Here is an 18,587-nt window from a genome sequence, read left to right on the forward strand (position 1 = left end):
TTCGGTCAACCAGAGCTCTGGGAGGAGCCCGATGGACCAGCTGAAAGCATCTGGCAAGCCGTTCGACATCTCCATGAACCGCCCCGGGTTTGATGGAGACGTCGAAGACCCGGAAGGATGCCGATCATGGCTGCTCCCCGTAAGTACCCCGATGAGTTGCGCGAGCGTGCGACGCGGTTGGCTGTCGAGGCCCGGAAGGACCCTGCGGCACGGACCGGTGCGGTCCGGCGCATCGCCGACCAGCTCGATGTCCATCCCGAGGCCCTGCGGACCTGGGTCAAGCGGGCCGAGACCGACGAGGGTGTACGGCCCGGGACCACCAGCCAGGACGCGACCCGGATCGCCGAGCTGGAACGTGAGGTCAAGGAGCTGAGGCGGGCGAACGCGATCCTGAACTCCGCGTCGGCTTTCTTCGCGGCGGAGCTGGACCGTCCACTGCGATGAAGGTCGCCTACATCGACCAGCACAAAGGGGAGTTCGGCGTCCAGCCGATCTGCGAGGCGTTGAAGGACACCGACGCCGAGATCGCGCCGAGCACCTACTACGCCGCCGCCTCCCGCCCGCCATCGGCCCGCAGCCTGCGCGATCAGGAGCTGAGCTCGCAGCCCAAGGCTGGACCCCTGGCGGTGCGCGCCGACTTCGACCCGGCCGGACTGCGCCACGTCCGCGCCGTCCTGGCCGCCGCCCCCACCGCCTGGCCGTGGCGCATGAGCAGCCACGACTATCGGCAGGCCCTGGCTAACCTTCCCAGTGGCGCCATCGAGCTGAACACCAGCCAGATCCCCGACACCGCCAGGCGGGGGAGGTGCACGATCGACGCGAGAAGTGGTCCATGCACTGCGCTGCGGCTCACCGCACCGACGCGGTCGGCGGACGCTCGCGTACGGCGCCGTAGGCGAGAAAGTACGCCGGCACCCGGTTCAGCCACCGCGAGGTGGTGAGCAGTTCGGACATCCGCTGCGCCCGCCGCGGGTCGCCGAAGGGCGGGCGTCCGGCCAGCACGGGTTCGATGACCCGAGCATGAGCGATCCGCTGCAGCGCCTGCGTCAGGGCCGTGGTGGGCCACCGGCGGCGCTGGACGGCGCGTACGTCCTGCAGGCCGACCGCACCCCCGCGCAGCGGCTGGACGAGATACCGGGCGGCGGCCACGGCGTCTTCGACTGCGAGGTTGATGCCGATGCCGAAGACCGGCGACATCGCGTGCGCCGCGTCGCCGATGCACAGCAGCCCCGGGCGGTGCCAGCGCCTGAGACGGTCGAGCCGTACGTCGAGCAGCTTCACCTCGTCCCAGGACCGCAGCGCGTGCTCCCGGTCCTCGAGCCACGGGACGGCCGCCGTGAAATCGGCCATGAACCGCTCGAGACCGGCGGCGCGGCGCCGGCTGTCGGTTCCCTTGGGGATCAGCGCGGCGCACTGCCAGTAGTCCCCGCGGTCGATCATGGCGGTGAGGAACCGGTCGCCGACGCCTCCCACGAGCCCGCGCGGGTCACCTTCCCGCCGTGGCAGCCGGAACCACCAGGCGTCCATCGGGCAGGTGAACCTGCGCAGTCCCAGTTCGGGCAGCGACCGCGCCAGCGAGCCCCGGCCGTCGCAGGCCACTGTCAGGGTGGCCCGCAGCTCACCGGTACGGCCGTCGGACGTGCGGTAGCGCACCCCGGTGACCCGTCCGCGCTCCACCAGGAAGGAGGTGGCCTCGGTACTCATCCGTACCGAGAAGAACGGCTCCCGCCGGGCCTCGTCCGCCAGGAGGTTGAGCAGGTCCCGCTGGGGCACCATCGCGATGTAGTTGTACGTGTCCCGCAGGGCGCCGATGTCTGCGACGGTGACCAGCGAACGGTCCGGGCCGAGCGGCAGCTGGACCGTCGTCACCCGCCGCTGCGGCAGACGGGCGAACCGCGCGGCCAGGCCCAGCTCGTCCAGCAGCGCCAGGGTGGACGGATGGACGGTGTCGCCGCGGAAGTCGCGCAGGAAGTCGCCGTGTTTCTCCAGGACTGTGACCTTAACGCCGGCCCGGGCCAGCAGCAGGCCGAGGACCATTCCGGCGGGGCCGCCGCCCACCACACAGCACGTGGTCCGCTCCATCGCACCCGCTCCCTCCGGTGAAATCCCGAAATCGGCCACACTGGGACATATAACCGCATGAGACGCACTCCAGGAGGCATGATGAGCCGGCAGCCGGTCCTTTTGCCCTACGCTGACCCGGGCTTCGTGGCGGACCCCTTCCCGCTCTACCGGCAGCTGCGCAAGGCCGGCCCCGTGCGGCGCGCCGTCATCGTCGGCGGCCTGGAAGCCTGGCTGGTCACGCGGTACGAGGACGGCCTCTCGGCCCTGTCCGACCCGCGGCTGAGCAGCGACATCCACGACGCGTCTGATACCCGGCTCATGCGACAGCTGCCCGCGACGGAACGCGAGTCCATGCTGCGCAACATGCTCCGTTGCGACCCGCCCGATCACACCCGCCTGCGCCGCCTGGTCTCGAAGACGTTCACCGCGCGGAGGGTGGCCGAGCTGCGGCCCCGCGTCCAGGCGGTCACCGACCGACTGCTCGACGCGGTCGTGCCCCTCGGCCGCGCCGACCTCGTCGAGGACTTCGCACTGCCTCTTCCGGTCACCGTGATCAGCGAACTGCTAGGAGTGCCCGTGCAGGACCGTCACGACTTCCAGCGGTGGACCGACGACATGATCCTGCGACGAGCGGAGCTGCCGGACCCGGCCGTGGTGGACGCGGCGTGGCAGCACATGCGCTTGTACCTGACCAAGCTGCTCGAGGCCAAACAAGCCCGGCCAGGGAACGACCTGCTCAGTGCGCTAATCGCCGCGCGGGATCAGGAGCAGCGACTGGACGAGGTCGAGCTGATCGCCATGGCCTTCCTGCTGCTGGTCGCCGGATACGTCACCACCGTCAACCTGATCGGCGGCGGCATCGCCGCGCTGCTCGCGCATCCCGACCAGCTGCAGATGCTGCGGGACGATCCGGCGCTGCTGCCGGACGCGATCGAGGAGTTCCTCCGCTACGACGGACCGGTCAACCCCGGCATCGCCCGGTTCGCGCGCGAGGACGTCACCATCGCGGGCGTGACCATCCCGCGCGGCGCGACCGTGCTGATCGCCTCCGCCATCGCCGACCGTGATCCGGCGCAGTTCCCCGACCCCGACCGCCTGGACATCACCAGGCGGGACAACGCCCACCTCGGGTTCGGGCACGGCATCCACTACTGCCTGGGGGCGCCGCTGGCCCGGTTGGAGGGTCAGGTCGCCATCGGCACCGTCCTGCGCCGGCTTCCCGGCCTCACCCTGGCTGTGCCGCCCAGCGAGCTGCGATGGAGGCCCGGCGGTCTGCGCGGCCCCAAGCACCTGCCCGTCACCTTCACCCCCCACGGTCCACGCCGAGCCTCTCCGGCTTGATCCGGACGACAACCGCTGTCGAAAGTCTTGCCGATTCATCCCCGGCTACCTCGACCGCACCGCCGAACACCGCGACCGCAAGGTGGAGGACGAGCCGCTGTGGTCGATGCTTGAAATCCAGGAATTCCTGGACAGTTCGGCATCCCGCTCGTCGGCAGCGGATCGCTGGGCGCTCCAAGGGTGGAGGAGGCGGAGCACATCGCGCACGGCGATCGGCTGTGTCCGCGTGCTCACCCAGCTCGGCGTCACCATGGCCGGTAGTCGCTCGGTCAGATAGCGCAGCATCTCGAACGACGCCGAGCCCGAACCGATGATCACAGCGGCCCGCAGCGCGGCGGTCGGCACCCCCGAGGCCATGAGGATGCGGCCCACTTCCGCCCGGGACCGCAGATGCGGTGACAGCTCACGCTCGGGCACCCCTTCCGGGGTCAAACCGCCGAGATAGACGATCCGGCGGACCCCGGCAGCGCGAGCCGCCTCGCCGAACAGCCCGGCCGCGCGGCGGTCGGCCTCCTCGAAGCCGGACCCGCTGCCCAGCGCATGCACCAGGTAGTACGCGACGTCTGTGCCCTCCAGCGCCGCCCTGACGGAGTCCCGGTCTGTCACGTCCCCGCGTACGACCTCCACCCGTCCGGCCCACAAATGGTCGCGCAACTTGCCGGGTGAACGGGCCAGACACCGTACGGAATGTCCCGCCGCCAGCAGTTCGGGCGCCAGCCTGCCCCCGATGTAGCCGGTCGCCCCGGTCACCAGGCACCGTAGCGCCCGACTGTCGGTAGCCATGCCGGTCCTCCAGAAGGCCAGAAGGCAGGGTGCCGCTTCCCCTAAGCCATCCTTGAGCCGGCCGACGGCCCCCGCAACCACAGGGGGCACGGACGACTTGGGGGCCGCGCCAATGGGAAAAAGGAGTCCGTTCACCGCTGGCGGCTCCGAGGACAGTCCGAGCGGCCGCTAGGCGGTTTTCGTGGCGTTCACGGGATCACCTCTGGGTACGGCGCACGGCCAGAAACACCAGGAGGGCACCGGCCGCGCCGGCGGCGGCCAGGAGCAGGGTGCGGTTGCGGAGCACGGTGTCCCGCACCGGGGCGGCCTTCTCGCTCACCTGGTGCTTGGCGGCGGCCGCCTTGTTGTGGACGCGGGCCTTCACGTCGGCCTTGGCCGCCAGTGCCTCCACCGTTTCCCCGAGTTGCTCGCGGGTGATTTCGGCCCGCGCGCGCAGCTCCTGCGCGGTGGGAGCCGGCCTGGATTCCTTGCGGCTGTCGGTCATCGCTTCGCCTTCTCCTTGATCTCGGCCATGTCGGCCTTGACGCCGTGGATGGCCTGCGCGGGCGCGGGCGGGGTGGCCTGGCCGATCTGCTTCCTGCCCGCCGCCGCGAGTACCGCGGCGATGACGAGCAGGACGCCAGTGATGATCAGTGCGGACGCCCACAGCGGCAGTACGAGGGTCAGGGCGGCGATCGCCGCGGCCGCCAGGGCCTGCAGGGCGACGAACGCCATGGTGCCGGCGCCGCCGAACAGGCCGCCGCCGATGCCGAACCGTTTGCCCTTCTCGGTCATCTCCGCCTGGGCCAGCCGTATCTCGTCACGTACCAGTTGGGAGAGCTGCTGCGACGCCCGCGAGACCAGGGCGCCGATCGGCTCCTCGCTGGGTGCGGCGGGGCTGCGGTGCGAGCCGTTCGTCAACGTTGCGTTCGTCATCGTCGCTCACCTTTCCGTGATGTCCTGTGGCGCGCCTACCCCGGCACGGACGGCCTACCGTTCGTCCTGCCAGGTTGCGTACCCCAGGCCCAGCAGGATCGCCGGATTCGCGATCCGCGGCCGGACTCCGCAGCCACACCGCGGCCAGGCCGGCCGGGTCAGTGGGTGGTGTGGCGGATCAGCGTTGACGACCCGCAGCGGCGCGCTGGGGCGGAGCCGGAGCTGGCCGGGCGCACGAGGCAGCCGATGACGGAGTTGGCCGCCTCGCTGGGCTGCGTGTACGAGGCGTGCTGCGACGACGACTCCTCCGAGGACGGTGTCCCGTATTACGCCTGGTGGGTTCGTGTGCCCCAGGCCGAGCACGCCCGACGCGGTCAGGACGACGTCCCGGTAGCTGTCGACCGCCTGCGCCAGTACCTCGCCACGCAGCTGCCCGACCTTCTGGGCTGGAGATCGTTCCCGACCGGGAGTTCACCGTCGACCGGGCCGCCAGCAGCGCACTGCGCGTCGCCTACGACGATCTGATCGCCTCGTTCGAGCGAGCTTTGATGCCGCTGCGCGTGGACGGGGCCGACGAACTCCAGCCGCGGGCGAAGGTCTGGAAGTGGGAGGAGCACCTGCGCTCCGGACGGGGACGTCGAGGCGCTCAGTGAGACGCAGGACCATGGGCCGGCTGGGCCTGGAGCGACGAATCTCGATGAAGCGGATGCGGCGGGCGGAGCTGTCCGCCCGGAGCGCGAGTTCGAGTTGGCTGACGCGGCGCCACTCGCGCCAGCCACGCAGCAGCGGCCCACCTGCCCACACCCCGGAAACGGCCCTGAGAGCCGGATGAGCACTCCAGTTGGCGGCGGGCGCGCTTACGAGACCTAGAGTACGTTTGCCGTCACCAGGTCAAGGTGCCGTACGGGTCGGTGTTGCCGTACGGGTCGGTGTTGCCATTAGGCGCCGCAGGCACGCTGACCACCGTGACGCGTGGGCTGTCCGGCGAGGCGGCCGCGAACGCCTGGGATGCCGACGACACGGTGGCGGTCACCAGGGCCGCCGCTCCCAGGGCGATTCCGCACCGCCTGAACGTACTGTTCATAGCTCATCTCCTCCGCTCTTCCCTTTGCTTGAGGGAGCGCTGCCCTGCTGGGACTGGTCAACTTGCCTTGCCAGAAACCAGATCAGCCGCGCCAAACGGACGCTACCCCCGTCCGCCAACCATGACGCTCACATCCGTCAACTAAAGCGCCCGTCCGGGAGAGTCAGGCGAACCAGGCTGTTGTGACAGCCTGGCGAAAAGGTCTTGCACCCCCCTCGATCCACCGCGCCTCACGGCGCCTGTCCTGCGCTGCAACAGCCGCGACGCTCGCGCCGCTCCTCGGGCTATGACCGCGACAAGTGCCCGCGAACGCTGCGGGACCTTGGGCCGTCCGGCCAAAGAGCCAGCCGCTGGAATTCCTCAACGGTTGTCGCACCACCGACCTCGACACAGAGCATGTCTTGGACTGGGGGAGCTGGCTGTGCCTTCGGCCCGGGCGCGGTTACACCTCGATCGCGCCATCTGTAAGGTCCGCGACTTCGTGGGCGCTGCCTCCTGCCGAAACGTGAGAATCCGGCCTCCGTGAGCACCGGTTGCCGCCGGTCTTCCTTGAGCAATCGACGTCAGGCGCCCAGACCCGGTGTCTAACGCGGTGCCAGGCTGTGATGGATCAGCGCAGGGGACCAGCGTTCTGGGATGGGCTGCGGGCCCACCGCTCAGGTCCCGGGGATCCAACTCCCGTGGAAGCCGAGCGGGACCGGGCCGGGGAGGTGGATCCGGGCCAGCGGCGCGCCGGTGAAGTCCTGGGCGGACAGGATGACCAGATCGGCGGCGCCTCGGTCGGGATTGTGGACGTAGGCCAGGGCGTAGCCATCGTCCTCGGCCTTCGCGTTCTCGTGGGCGGGCACGAAGACCGCCTCGCTCGCCGGTGAATTCTTCGGGAAGCGGTGCACCTGCGACGTGCCCCGCAGCAGGTCGTGCTTGATCAGGGCGTTGCTGAAGGCGGCGTCCGGCGGCACGCCGTCGACCGTCTCGTACGCCGTCCACATCGCGGCGGCCGTCGCGGCGTACCCGTACCGGTGCCGCCTGGAGACCAGGTTCTCCGCGATCCGGGGGAACTCCTGGGGGCGGTCGTCGATCCGCTGGGTGCGCACCCGGCCGTGCGCCAGGTCGATCGTCCAGCGGTCCAGCCGCGGGGCGCCGAGGCTCGACGGGCCGTCGCAGCCGCGGCCCGCCACGTAGAAGGGTGCCGGGAAGCTGGTGAAGTCCACCACCACCGAGTGGCCGTCGTCGTAGGCGTTGAGGGTGTGCGAGTAGAAGGTGCCGGGGTCCGCCTCGAACCACCGGACGGGGCCGCCCGCCCGGGGCATCACGCCCACCCGGGCAGGGTGCCGGTCGTTCCAGATGTACGGCACCGGCGTTCCCGCCGCGGGGTCGAAGGTGACCGGCATGTCGAAGACGACCACATGCCGCTCGGTGAGCGCGAAGTCGTGCATCATCGGGCTGTCGGCGACCGGGAGACGGGTGGTCCGCACGACCTTGCCGCTGCGGTCCACCAGCAGGTGCCGCACGTGGTCCCAGGTCGGGTAGTAGGCGATCGCGTGCAGCTCGTCGGCCTGCTCGTCGTATTTCGTGTGCGCGGTGAAGGCGCCGCTGAGCGAGCCGCCGAAGTCGAAGGGGGCGACGGTGTTCAGCTCCTCGTCGAGTTCGTACGGCAGCGGGCCGCTCTCCTGGAGCGCGAGCACCCGCCCCTTGTACGGGATCACGTGGGTGTTGTTCGCGAAGTCGTCGTCCGGCACCGGCCACGGGTACGGCTCGCCCAGCTTGGCGGCCACGCCCGACGACCTGATCCACCGGTTGCGGTACCACTCCGCGCGGCCCTCCCTGAGCCGCACCCCGTGCACCATGCCCTCGCCGAGCATCCAGTGATGGGCCCGCGGGTCCTCCAGCCCGAGCACGTTGGGGCTGTTGCGCAGATAGCGGCCGTCCAGCTCTGCCGGGATACGGCCGGTCACCGGCAGGTCGAAGGCGGTCACCTCCTCGGTAGCCGGCGCGAAGGCGCCGTTCAAGAAGGGGTACCGGTCGATCGTCGTGCTCGTGGCGGCCGCCTGGGCGGGGCCCGTGCCGGGGCTGCCGCCGCCCGGCAGCCTGCCGTGCAGTACGGTGAATCCGCCGACCGCCGCCAGCGCGGTGCCGCGTAGCATGGTCCGTCGCGTGTAATCGGTCATGGTCCGAATCCCCGTCTTCCGCTGTTCGGGTCCGGTCGCCGCGGTCGCGGCGCCGTCAACGACCCTCCCTCGTCACGGCGTCCGGGTCATTGAGGCCTGCACCCACATCAGGGTGGGGACAACCCCACGGGGACATCCCCGATGCCTGGGGGCGCCGCAGTCGATGTCCCTGGAATCACTGGTGAGCATGCTCGGGGTCCCGACATTCGTAGAAGTTGGCCAGTGCGGGTCATCGCCCGTGAATCGCCGAATTCAGCAGCCTTGCGCTTGCCGAATACCTCATCCATGCTGGTCAGGCCGCATGTTGGTACTCGTGGAGGGTGCCGCCAAGTCGCGCTCGCCGTCGTATGTCCAGATGGGCGATCCGGTCCGGGTTCTGGATCGGATCGGGCAGCGGGTGGAGGGGGCGGGCATTCGCAAGGCCTTGGTGCGGCCTGTGCTCGTTATAGAACGTCTCGAACTCGCGTAGGGCGTGCAGGAGATGGCGTTGGTTCCAGATCAATGTGCGGTTCAGCAGCTCTCGCCTGCAGGTCTGCACCCACCGCTCCATGATCGAGTTCATTCGCGGCATCCGGACGCCGCTGAGCACCACCTCGATACCCGCGTCCTTGAGCACCTCGTCGAACAACTGCGGGAACTTCGCGTCCCGGTCCCTGATCAGATAGCGAGCCCGGCAGCCGGCGTCCTCGAGGTCCATGACAAGATTCTTCGCGGCCTGGACCACCCAGGACGCGGTCGGATGCGCGGTCGTGCCCAGGATCCGGATCCGGCGGTTCGCGTGCTCGATCGCGGCGAACACGTACAAGCGGGTCCCGGACAGGGTGACGGTCTCGAAGAAGTCGCACGCCAGGAGCGCGTCGGCCTGGGAGCGCAGGAAGTCTGCCCAGGTGCTGGAGGCCCGCTCGGGCGCCGGGTCGATACCGGCCTCTTTTAGGATTTCCCAGACCGTGGATGCGGCCACCTTCACCCCGAGCACGAGCAGTTCACCGTGCAGGCGCCGGTAGCCCCAACTTGGATTTTCCCTGGCCAGGCGCAAAACCAGTGCGCGGATCGAGTGCACGGTGCGGGGCCGGCCTCCGCGCTTCGGCTTGGACTGGGCGGCGTGTCGGCGGGCGATGACGTTGCGGTGCCAGCGCAGCACCGTGTCCGGCTGTACCAGCAGCCGCATCCGGCGCAGCACCTCCCGTGGCAGGCCATGGAGGAGCGACGCCAGGAACGCCCGGTCGCTCGCGTGGAATCGAACCTGCTGCCCGTTCAGCTGCCGCTCCAGAACCCCGATCTGATGGCGCAAGGCCAGGATCTCGACATCTTTCTCACGGTCGCTCATCGGCAGCAGTCGCAGCATCGCGAACGCGTTCGCTATGCCCAGGTACGCCAGTCTCAGCAGCACGACCGATCATCATGCCGCGCCCACCGCCGCCGCGCGATAGCGGCGGCTCGAGCCCACACGAGTGGCGCCGAAACCCGCTCCCATCTGCATGGATGAGGTATTCGGCAAGGGCACGGTTGGGCCGCCGGCCCGCGGGTGGTGGGTTGGAGTTGCCGGTCCGGGAGAGTTGCCGCTCCCCTTACCGACTCTAGTAATTCTACTCTCTTATCCCGGGGGAAGCAACACCGAAATGCGGCTGACCAGTGGTATCGCTCCTCACCGCTTCGTGTTCCTCGATCCATTGCCGGGCGATGCGGGGCGACACGGCTTCATAAACGGTGTGTTGGGTGTCCCGGTCCACCACGCAGTGGCTGTAGGGCCCGGGATTCAGCACGCTGCCGCGCGGGCCGTGTGCGGCGGGGTAGTAGCGTCCGCGATCGCCGTCCAGGTGGGTACGGATCTTGTTGACCTGTACGGCGTGCTTGCCACGGAAGTCGGTGTAGCGGTGCCAGCTGCGCAGCCGGTAGGCGGCGGCGCAGGCGTCGAGCCGACCGGAAGACCCGGCGCTCCATCGGCCCGCTGCGGCGCGTCCCGCCGACTGGGATGCCGCGCTCCGCTCGCGACCGCTGCGGACAGATCTCTGTCGGTGATCTCGGCGACGACCTTGCAGCCGATACGGGCAGCGGTCCGGCCGTTGATCTTGTGCTGGTCCTCGACTCCTTGGGCATCTTTGGTCGTGTCCGCGGAGATGCGCGCGTACGAGATCACGGGTATTAACTGCGGCCAGTCCTGGCCCATCGGCGTCGCGCCTGCTCCCGAGGTTGACTGACCCGGAACCGGCGTCTGGCTTCGGGCCGGCCAGGGCGGCGAAAGCCACTGTGGTGCCGCATCGATTCAGGCAAGCTGCGGCGCATGGACTGGATGCCCCTGCTCTCCACACTGACCGGTGCCGTGATCGGCATCACCGCCACCCTGATCGCCGACCATAACCGGTGGCGGCGCGAGGAGAGCCGGCACGCGCTGGAATTGCGGCGCGAGGTGTACACGGAGTTCGTCTCCGCGCTCAAAGCAGCAGGTGAGGAGATACGGGCCGTCGCATTGGGCGATCACATGTCCGAGTCGGCGCGTGACGCGGCCGTGCGGGAAGCCTTCCGCGGAACCGGCATGTATACGGCGAGCGAACGTCTCTGGCTCGTGGGCCCGCCGCAGGTTGTGGCGGCCGGGAATGAGGCGTTTCACAGCCTGCGCCGGATACGCGACGCCTATGCCCGGGGGGTGGCTGTCGGCTCCGCTGAGGACGCGCCCCTGATCGCAGAACGTCGCACGGCCATGTCCCGGATGCGCGGCCTTATGCGTGAGGACCTGGGCATCGGTCCCCTTGAGATTGAATGACCATCGAACCGCACCCAACGGCGGTTAGGCAGGCTGTTGGTCGCGGCCGCTGCTTCCAAGGTGCAGCTCCAGACAGAGACGGGGCTGCTGTGTCCACCTCTTCGTCCCGAACTACAGGCAGGGCGGTCGCTGAGGTCTGTCGGGCTGTTCAGTCGGCCTCTGGGGGTTGACGGCGGTCGACAACGGCCGAAGGGAAAGGGTAGGGCCGGCCAAGCCGGCCGGCCCTACCCGATTACCTGAATCCGCCCGGCGATTCGGGCGGCCTCGTTGGCGGACTTGCGGGCGGTGGCCACGAAGTGGGCATCCATGTCGGGCCCGTCCCATGCGCTGATGTCGCGGAGCGGGTCGGCGACGGGCGCTGGCCCGTCGGGGATGCCCGTCACGTCGGACAGGTCCGGGACGGGGCCGATCGGGGGGACGCCGGCGTGCTGCTCCGCCAGCGCGGGCGGGTTGGATTCACCGCGCGTCATGGAGACTCCTTCGGTGTGGCGGAGCGGCCGGTAGGCCGACTGCCCCGCGCGGGTGGTGGGTTGGGGCGGTGTGGCGCGGGTTGCCGCCCGCGCCACACCAGGGCGGAAGATCAGTCGGCCAGAGAGGTGATGCCGTAGTACATGTACTCGGGCATGGAGTGGATGTTGGTGCGCGTGGGCCACTCGACGGGGTGCTCGGTGACCATGCGGAACATGCGCCAGCCCTTCTGCGGCTCGGTCTCCTGCCATTGGAGGACCTTGCCGAATCCGGCCAGGACGTCCCCCACCTTCACGTTCTTGACCTGCGTCTTGTAGCGCGGTTTGCCGTGGCGGTCCTGTCCGTCGGGCTTGACGACGTGGCCGCGTGGGTGCGTATGGAAGTCCATGAACGTTCCTCCGTGGTGGGTTGGGGGTGTGGCGCGGGTTGCCGCCCGCGCCACACCGTGGGGGTGATCAGGCTGCGAGGCGCGCCCTGCGCGCCTCGCGGACGGGGGTGACGCGCTCGGCTTCGGCCTCTTCCTCGAAGTCGCGGAGTCCGCGCGCGAGCATGTCGAGAGGGTTGTCGTCGTACGTGACGGCGGCGTGGCAGAGGGCGGCGAGGAACTCGACTGCGTCGCCGGTCTGGTCGTCGTCGGCGACCATGGCGACGGCGCCGGTGATCTCGCCGGTCCGGAGTTGGTACACGTGATAGGCCGCGCCGATCAGTGTGTGGGCGGGCTCGGCTCCGTCCATGTGGTGCAGGACGTCCGTCACTACATCGGCGATCAGGCAGCGGGCTTCGATGATGTCGGTCTCGGCCTGCTCGCTCACAGGGTTGCTACCTGCGGCCTGCGCGTGCTGCTCGGCGGCGAGGCGGGCCAGGCTGGCGGTGCCCTCGGCGGTGATCGGGGGGAACTCCTTGGCGTTGCGGGCGAACGTGTCCAGGGCAGCCGCTCCCCAGCGGGCCCGGTCGGTGTTCGTGGCGTCCACGCCTGCTCCTTGGGTTGGTGGGTTGGAGCCGGTCCGGGGTGATTGCCGCCACCCTGAACCGACATCATTAATTATACTCGTTCGGGGGGGGTGGTGACAACCCCTCACCTGCGTGTTTGCCTGCGGGCGGTCATCAGGCACGGGGTCGTCGTAGAAGTGGTGGGTTGGGACGCCGGGCCGGCGGGGCGCTCCGGTGGGTGGCCGGCCTTCCCGGGGGCTGGCTCTGACAGCCCGTGTGCAGGCCGTGGTGGAGTTCCGACTCCCCTCCCGCCCGGTGTGGTCCTCCTGGGCCGCACAGAAGCCGCACAGGGTGCCTCGGGCGGGCAGCCGTCGCCTGGGGCCGGCGCCCGGATGGCCGGGCCCCGGTGGGGTGGTCAGTGCCTGGCGCGGTGGACGGTCAGAGCGAGCATCCGGACGCGTTCGGGCCAGGTGAGCCGGGCACAGGGGCGGGTACTCCTGGGGCTGGCTGTCGACGGTGACTGTCCAGGGGCGGCGCTCCAACTGGCCTGGGCAACGTGGCGGATGACCATGCGCGGATGGCGCGGGGGCCGGTGTGCCACGTCGGGTGGCCGTTCGCGTCGGCGGCGTCAGCTATGGACGGCCCGTCTACCAACCCAGGAGCGGCGGTCCGAGCCGGAGCCGGGAGTCACGTATCCACGCATCTACGACGGCGCGGTTCCCAGTCCGATCACCGATCGACAGGTACACCGTGAACGAACCGATTGCAGGTTCCGAGCACTGTTCTGTCCATACGCTGTTCAGGCACAACTGAACTCCGCATAGCTTGGGATCTGGGAGCCCACGCAGCGGACACTCCCAGTCGATGTCCAAGGAAAGCGGTCCGAGGACCTCTACCATCGCGTCCACGGCGGCTTCGGTGCTCTCCTCGAATCCGAATGGGTCGTCCGGCCAAAGGGTCAGTTCGACATCCGGCGGCAGCGGCCACTGAGGTGCCCCCAGGTTTCCGGACAGGGATCCAATAGGATCTCTTCGTAAAGGAAACGAGAGGCACGACGTGGCACCACCCAGCAAGTATTCTCCGGAGTTCAAAGCGGAAGCGGTCCAGATCGCGCTCCGCTCAAGCAAGACCATCTCGGAGACGGCCCGAGAACTGGACCTCAACCCGGAAACTCTCCGTGGCTGGGTGAAGAAGCACGAAAATCGCAACGAGCCGTCGGCCGGCGCGCCGTTGACCCTCGACGAACGCGCCCGCCTGAAGGAAGCGGAACGGCTTGTCCGCGAACTTGAGATGGAAAACGCCTTCCTGAAAAAAGCCGCAGCGTACTTCGCGAAGGATTCCCGGTAGCCAGCAAGTACGAGTTCATCGAGACGATGCGACTCGTCACCGAGGAGTACGCCTATCCCGTCGAGTTCATGTGCCAGCGACTCGACGTGTCCAAATCCGGCTATTACGACTGGCGTGCCCGGTCCGATTCTGCGACGGCAAAGCGACGCGATGAACTGAAGTTGCTCATCAAGAAGGCATTCGAAATGTCCGACAGCACGTACGGCTACCGGCGCATCCATGCTCAGCTGGCCCGCTGGGGCGTTACCACCGGCCTGGAGCTGGTGCGCCAGCTCATGCGATCCCTGGGCCTGGTGCCCTGCCAGCCCAAGCCGAAGCGGTGGTCGCTCACGCAGGCCGCGGCCGGCACATTGCCCGACCTTGTCGGTCGCGACTTCACCGCCAAGGCGCCAGGAGAAAAGCTGGTCGGCGATATTACTTACGTCAAGACCGGCGAGGGCTGGTTCTATTTGGCAACGGTTATCGACTGCTGCACCAAGGAGGTCATCGGGTATGCGATGGACGACCACTACCAGACGCCGTTGATATCACGGGCCATTCAAAACGCAGCTCGCAACCGTAAGTTGGCTGCAGGCTCGATATTTCACTCGGACCGCGGCAGCAACTACATGTCAGCCGAGTACGCGGACGTACTCAAGGGACTCGGACTCCGGCGGTCGGCCGGGCGTACCGGGATCTGTTTCGACAACGCCATGGCGGAATCATTCTTCGGTGCCCTGAAGAACGAACGGGTGTCGCGCGTGAGTTATCCCACCCGCGAGGATGCCCGAAGGGACATCACCCGGTACATAGAATTCTGGTACAATCGCAAACGTCTGCACTCGGCAGTGGGTTACCGCCCCCCGGGCGAAGTGCACGCCGAGTTCCAGGAATTGCGACTCACGGCATGAATTGATCGGCCAGACCCTGTCCGAAAAACGCGAGGCCCCTCAATCAGCCGGGCTTCGACCTCACCGGTCACCGGCGAGGGCACCGGCGGCAGATCGCGCTTCTTCCGAGCGATCGTGGCGTGAACATCGCCACCGGTCTCGGCGAAACGCTTGGCGACCAGCCGTAACGTCTCACCGGAGACGCCGAGCCGGGCCGCGATCACCTCCTTGGAATCCACCTCACCCACCGAGGTGTCCAGCGCGAGCAGCACCCGCGCACGCATGATCATCGAGGCCCCACGAACACCCGTCGTGGTCACCCGGACCAACTCCTCGCGGTCCTGCACGGTCAACCTGACCGGCCACTTCTTCTGCGAACCCACGACAACAGTCCTGTCTGGCGAAAGGGGAAGGAATCTGCCAGGCACTAACCTCCCAACCAGATATGCCATAGCTAAGCAGCGACACACTACTAGCCTGCATCCGCGAGATGGCGTCGGAACCACGTGGTCAGGCCGGCGTCCACCTCGCGGGCCAGTGGCAGCTGCGGCGCGGGCTCGATGCCGGGCTCGTCGGCGAGCGGATGCGCCAACCCAGGAATCGACAGCAGTTCGGACCGTTCCCCTAATGCGTCGACGAGGTGCAACGCGTCGGCACGCAGCGCCGGGTGATCCAGCTCGCCGCTGACGACCAGCAGCGGCGAGCGACCGGCGATGACGCCCGCCTTAGCGACGAAATCCAGGCTGTCGACGGCCTTCTCGGACTCGGCGTCATACCGGTAGTCGCCCGGGAACAGGTCGACGACGGACCGCATCCGGATGGCGGCGTTGACGACGGCGCCGGCGAAGACCGGAATCTCGGTGTCGGCAAGGATCCGCAGCGCGACGGCCCCGCCCACCGAGCCGCCCAGCACGCCGATCGGGCCGCCATCGACCGGCAGCTGCGCACGGATCGACGCCAGCGCGGCCGGGAACTCCTCGGTCGCCTGTCGGACGAACGGGTACAGAGCGGACATCAGGACGTCCTTGCGGATCAACTCCAAGCCGGCTGCCATGCTGCCGTCGACCATGCGCGCCCCGCACATCGGCATGCCGAGGTGCACCCGCCACGCGGGCAGGTCGTTCATCGGCAACGCGGCAGCGAACGCGGCGTTCGACCTCGGCGCGTCCAGCATGTGCCAGGTGACGATCAGCGCCGCGGCGCCGTCGTCGGCCGGCGGCAACGCGGTGAACGGCACGCCGGCGGCCGTGCCCGTGATCGGTGAGTGCATGCGGCCACGGTAGGTCTGCGGCCGCATGCCGGGAACCGGTTATCGCCACCAGCGAAACCGGGCTTGAGGAACAGGCTGTAGGCGAGTGGAACCCCCGGGATACCGCGTCCCTGCTGACCACCCGGCCCTCCGTGGTGATCCGAAAGCACCGGCTGCGCGACACCGGCATGGAGGAGCTGGTGCACTGGGGCACCGTCAACCCGATGATCGAATTCTTCCTGCGGGCCTGCGTCCAGGCCCGTCTGAACCTGCTGGTCGTCGGCGACATGGGCGCTGGCAAGACGTCCATGCTGCGTGCCCTCGGCCGGGAGATCCCCGAAGAAGAACGCCTCGTCACCTTGCAATCGGACCGCGAGCTCTACCTGGACGAGCCGGGCCCCAAGCCCGGGCCGGTCACCTTTGCATTCGAGGCGCGGCAGTCCAACGGCGAGCGGACCGGCGACAACCGGCTCGCCGGCGAGGTCACCATCTCCGACATGTTCGCCACCGCGCTGCGCTACAACGCGACCCGCGTGATCGTCGGCGAGGTCCGCAGCACCGAGATCGTGCCGATGCTGCAGGCGATGTCCGCCGGTGGCTCCGGGTCGATGTGCACCATGCACGTACGCCGCCCGCATGCCATCATCAGCCGCCTGGTGCAGCTGTGCACCGAGGTCGGCATGGCCGACAGCGCCGCCCACCACCTCATCGCGTCCTCGATCGACGTCGTGGTGTACCTGAAGTACGACTGGAGCGACCTCAAGTACGGCGGCCGCAAGCACCGGTACGTCAGCCATATCTACGAAGTCCACGACGTCGTCGGGGAGGGCGGCCGGCTACCATCACCGAGCTGTTCGCCCCTGGCGACGCAGGCGAACGGACAGAACCGCGCGCGATCTACAAGAACATGCCGTCCTTCATCGACGACCTTGAAGACAAGGCGAGCTTCGACCGCCGCTGGCTGACCAACAACCCGCGGGCTTGCGTGTCGGTGGGGCGAGACACGACGTCGTCATAAGGGCGGGGGTGTTGTCACCGGATGGCCGGCCCACGGGCGGGGCTTCGCGTGGGCTTCCTCCTGCCGGGAAAGGAGGGCAGTCTGTCAGTGCCGCGTGCTTCGATGGCCTGACCAAGCCATGTGAGAGGGGAAGCCATGACGCGTACGACGCCGCCGCGCCCCTTGGATGTGACCGCGGTGTTCCCGGAGCTGGCCATGATGGCCAGGAGTGTCACTCGGCTGCATCCACGGTCGGGTTCGCCCACGGTTGAGGACAGTTCGGTGGGTGGCCCGCTGCTGTGGCCGCAGGACGAGCCGTGGCCGACCTGCACACGGTCGCACGAGTTGTACGAGGTGGTGGAGTTGGAGGCGGTGCGTGCCTCGCATCATATCTCGGTCGCCCGGTGGTCACGGCCGGAGGATGAGCCGCCCACGCCCGAGGAACGGGCGGTCTTCGACCGGAGCGGACCGAAGAAGATCGACAGCCCCTATACGGATCCGGTGCCGCTGCTGCCCGTGGCTCAGCTCTACGCCCGGGACGTCCCCGGTCTGCCCTGCCCCGATGGCGCGGACCTGCTGCAGATCTTGTGGTGCCCGTTCATGGACCACGACGACGATATCCCGGCCGTCCGCGTGCGTTGGCGCTGTGCCGACCAGGTCACTGCGGTCCTTTCGCCACCGCCGGAGCCGGCTGTGATCGAGCTGGAGGACTATTGGCCCGCCCCCTGCGTCCTGCATCCGGAACAGGTGACGGAGTATCCGGCGGTCAACCAGCTGCCCGCTGCAGTGGGCGCGCGTGTGCGGGCGTGGCAGGAGGACACCGGCCACCGGTACAACGAGTTTGCGGTGGCTCCGGGCTGGAAGGTCGGCGGCTGGGGTGTTGTCCCATCGGATGAGAGAGACTCCGCCGACCCACCGCGTTGCGGATGCGGCGCGGTGGCCGAGCCCCTGTTCACCGTTGGCCTCGCTGAATGGAACGGGCACAACGCGGGCGGCTGGCGCCCGGTTGAGGACGCCGATGCTGATGACCGGAGGTGCTACCCGCCGGCGGGCAGTCAGACCACGGTGGACCTGGGAGACGAAGAATTGCAGATCTACCGCTGCCCGGAATCCTACGAGCACCCGCCTGTGATCGCTCGGGTGTACTCAACGCTGTAAGAACTCGCGCAGATTGGCGGCGTGGGGAGCACCGGCCGTAACGCGGGCACAGGCCCCGGTGATCACGGAGGTGTGACGCTCAGTGATCACCGGGACCTGTGCTGCCATCATGGCGGCTGTACATGCATGACCTCGGATGGGTGCTGCCGGATGTGAGTGCTGGTCGTCTCGCAGCGCATGCGATGAGCGACGTCGTCAGTCCTGTGACCGGTCGACGACGGGCACGGCGGTGACGGGGTTGTGGCCCGCGGCGACCACCTGACCGTGGCACTGGGAGGGTGGGGGTTCGTGCGATGCGGCCGCGACGGGGTCCCTCGTTTGACCGGGCGGGTGCGGGTCGCGTGTGGTGGTCGGTGGTCTGACGTTCGGCGCGTCGGGCTTGGGTGGGGGACGCGCCACGGCGGTCGGGGGCGCCCTGGGCGCTCAAGGCCGCCCCCAAAGAACTCCGTGCCC

The 18,587-nt window shown here is 68.7% G+C and carries 19 protein-coding genes, 2 pseudogenes and 1 other annotated feature; of the genes and pseudogenes, 8 read left to right on the top strand and 13 right to left on the bottom strand.

What is annotated here, in order from left to right; all coding sequences use genetic code 11:
* Positions 1-126: 126 nt before the first annotated feature.
* Positions 127-444, top strand: a complete 318-nt coding sequence (locus EFK10_RS02575) for a transposase (protein WP_164835793.1) — start codon at positions 127-129, stop codon at positions 442-444.
* Positions 405-533: a sequence feature (AL1L pseudoknot), on the top strand. It overlaps the preceding gene by 40 nt.
* Positions 441-941: a DUF2399 domain-containing protein gene (locus tag EFK10_RS02580; protein WP_127354151.1), complete on the top strand. Its 501-nt coding sequence runs from the start codon at positions 441-443 to the stop codon at positions 939-941. Its footprint overlaps the feature before it by 93 nt. The genes EFK10_RS02575 and EFK10_RS02580 overlap by 4 nt, the downstream gene beginning before the upstream one ends.
* Here EFK10_RS02580 and EFK10_RS02585 read toward each other — a convergent pair.
* Positions 850-2,082, bottom strand: coding sequence for an FAD-dependent oxidoreductase (locus tag EFK10_RS02585; RefSeq protein ID WP_127354152.1), 1,233 nt, complete (start codon positions 2,080-2,082; stop codon positions 850-852). The genes EFK10_RS02580 and EFK10_RS02585 overlap by 92 nt on opposite strands.
* A gap of 81 nt (positions 2,083-2,163) precedes the next feature.
* Here EFK10_RS02585 and EFK10_RS02590 point away from each other — a divergent pair, with 81 nt between their 5' ends.
* Positions 2,164-3,405: a cytochrome P450 family protein gene (locus EFK10_RS02590; protein WP_127354175.1), complete on the top strand. Its 1,242-nt coding sequence runs from the start codon at positions 2,164-2,166 to the stop codon at positions 3,403-3,405.
* Between the two features lie 183 nt (positions 3,406-3,588).
* Here the strand turns inward: EFK10_RS02590 and EFK10_RS02595 are convergent.
* The 3 genes and pseudogenes from EFK10_RS02595 to EFK10_RS02605 all read right to left on the bottom strand — a co-directional run.
* Positions 3,589-4,188, bottom strand: a pseudogene (locus EFK10_RS02595) (SDR family NAD(P)-dependent oxidoreductase); the annotation flags it as partial.
* 196 nt (positions 4,189-4,384) lie between these two features.
* Positions 4,385-4,672: a DUF3618 domain-containing protein gene (locus EFK10_RS02600; RefSeq protein ID WP_127354153.1), complete on the bottom strand. Its 288-nt coding sequence runs from the start codon at positions 4,670-4,672 to the stop codon at positions 4,385-4,387.
* Positions 4,669-5,103, bottom strand: a complete 435-nt coding sequence (locus EFK10_RS02605; protein WP_127354154.1) for a phage holin family protein — start codon at positions 5,101-5,103, stop codon at positions 4,669-4,671. The genes EFK10_RS02600 and EFK10_RS02605 overlap by 4 nt, the downstream gene beginning before the upstream one ends.
* 246 nt (positions 5,104-5,349) lie before the next feature.
* On the opposite strand from EFK10_RS02605, the gene EFK10_RS46915 reads away from it, so the two are divergent.
* Positions 5,350-5,628, top strand: a complete 279-nt coding sequence (locus EFK10_RS46915; protein WP_164835792.1) for an alpha/beta hydrolase family protein — start codon at positions 5,350-5,352, stop codon at positions 5,626-5,628.
* A 45-nt stretch (positions 5,629-5,673) separates the two neighbouring features.
* On the opposite strand, the pseudogene EFK10_RS49395 reads toward EFK10_RS46915, so the two are convergent.
* The 4 genes and pseudogenes from EFK10_RS49395 to EFK10_RS02625 form a co-directional block, all read right to left on the bottom strand.
* A pseudogene (locus EFK10_RS49395) lies at positions 5,674-5,907 on the bottom strand (helix-turn-helix domain-containing protein); the annotation flags it as partial.
* A 79-nt stretch (positions 5,908-5,986) separates the two neighbouring features.
* Positions 5,987-6,187: a hypothetical protein gene (locus EFK10_RS02615; RefSeq protein ID WP_127354155.1), complete on the bottom strand. Its 201-nt coding sequence runs from the start codon at positions 6,185-6,187 to the stop codon at positions 5,987-5,989.
* 656 nt (positions 6,188-6,843) lie between these two features.
* The gene (locus tag EFK10_RS02620) at positions 6,844-8,355 is read right to left on the bottom strand and encodes a carotenoid oxygenase family protein (protein WP_127354156.1); all 1,512 of its coding nucleotides are present in this window, start codon (positions 8,353-8,355) and stop codon (positions 6,844-6,846) included.
* 292 nt (positions 8,356-8,647) lie between these two features.
* On the bottom strand, positions 8,648-9,745 hold the full coding sequence (locus EFK10_RS02625) for an integrase core domain-containing protein (RefSeq protein ID WP_127354157.1): 1,098 nt from the start codon (positions 9,743-9,745) through the stop codon (positions 8,648-8,650).
* A gap of 891 nt (positions 9,746-10,636) precedes the next feature.
* On the opposite strand from EFK10_RS02625, the gene EFK10_RS02630 reads away from it, so the two are divergent.
* A complete protein-coding gene (locus EFK10_RS02630) occupies positions 10,637-11,116 on the top strand; it encodes a hypothetical protein (protein WP_206305279.1) in 480 nt (159 codons plus the stop codon).
* A gap of 224 nt (positions 11,117-11,340) precedes the next feature.
* On the opposite strand, the gene EFK10_RS02635 is transcribed toward EFK10_RS02630, so the two are convergent.
* The 3 genes from EFK10_RS02635 to EFK10_RS02645 all read right to left on the bottom strand — a co-directional run bounded on the left by EFK10_RS02635 (position 11,341) and on the right by EFK10_RS02645 (position 12,555).
* Entirely contained in the window at positions 11,341-11,586 is a 246-nt protein-coding gene (locus EFK10_RS02635) for a hypothetical protein (protein ID WP_127354158.1), read from the bottom strand.
* 110 nt (positions 11,587-11,696) lie between these two features.
* On the bottom strand, positions 11,697-11,972 hold the full coding sequence (locus EFK10_RS02640) for a hypothetical protein (protein ID WP_127354159.1): 276 nt from the start codon (positions 11,970-11,972) through the stop codon (positions 11,697-11,699).
* A gap of 67 nt (positions 11,973-12,039) precedes the next feature.
* Positions 12,040-12,555 (bottom strand): hypothetical protein, encoded by a 516-nt coding sequence (locus EFK10_RS02645; protein WP_127354160.1) that lies wholly within the window; start codon positions 12,553-12,555, stop codon positions 12,040-12,042.
* A 1,015-nt stretch (positions 12,556-13,570) separates the two neighbouring features.
* Between EFK10_RS02645 and EFK10_RS02650 the strand changes: the two genes are divergently transcribed.
* Positions 13,571-14,751 (top strand): IS3 family transposase gene (locus EFK10_RS02650; protein WP_127354161.1). Its coding sequence is split into 2 segments (ribosomal slippage): positions 13,571-13,835 and positions 13,835-14,751, totalling 1,182 coding nucleotides; the frame shifts between segments, so codons are not numbered across the junction.
* On the opposite strand, the gene EFK10_RS02655 is transcribed toward EFK10_RS02650, so the two are convergent.
* Positions 14,694-15,113: a COG3415 family protein gene (locus tag EFK10_RS02655; protein WP_240676938.1), complete on the bottom strand. Its 420-nt coding sequence runs from the start codon at positions 15,111-15,113 to the stop codon at positions 14,694-14,696. The genes EFK10_RS02650 and EFK10_RS02655 overlap by 58 nt on opposite strands.
* Before the next feature lie 89 nt (positions 15,114-15,202).
* A complete protein-coding gene (locus tag EFK10_RS02660) occupies positions 15,203-16,000 on the bottom strand; it encodes an alpha/beta hydrolase family protein (RefSeq protein WP_127354162.1) in 798 nt (265 codons plus the stop codon).
* A 131-nt stretch (positions 16,001-16,131) separates the two neighbouring features.
* Between EFK10_RS02660 and EFK10_RS02665 the strand changes: the two genes are divergently transcribed.
* On the top strand, positions 16,132-16,944 hold the full coding sequence (locus tag EFK10_RS02665) for a CpaF/VirB11 family protein (RefSeq protein WP_240676939.1): 813 nt from the start codon (positions 16,132-16,134) through the stop codon (positions 16,942-16,944).
* A gap of 188 nt (positions 16,945-17,132) precedes the next feature.
* Positions 17,133-18,134, top strand: a complete 1,002-nt coding sequence (locus tag EFK10_RS02670; RefSeq protein WP_127354163.1) for a hypothetical protein — start codon at positions 17,133-17,135, stop codon at positions 18,132-18,134.
* The last annotated feature ends 453 nt before the right edge of the window (positions 18,135-18,587 follow it).

The organism is Streptomyces soli, from assembly GCF_003999195.1.
Lineage (GTDB): Bacteria > Actinomycetota > Actinomycetes > Streptomycetales > Streptomycetaceae > Actinacidiphila > Actinacidiphila soli.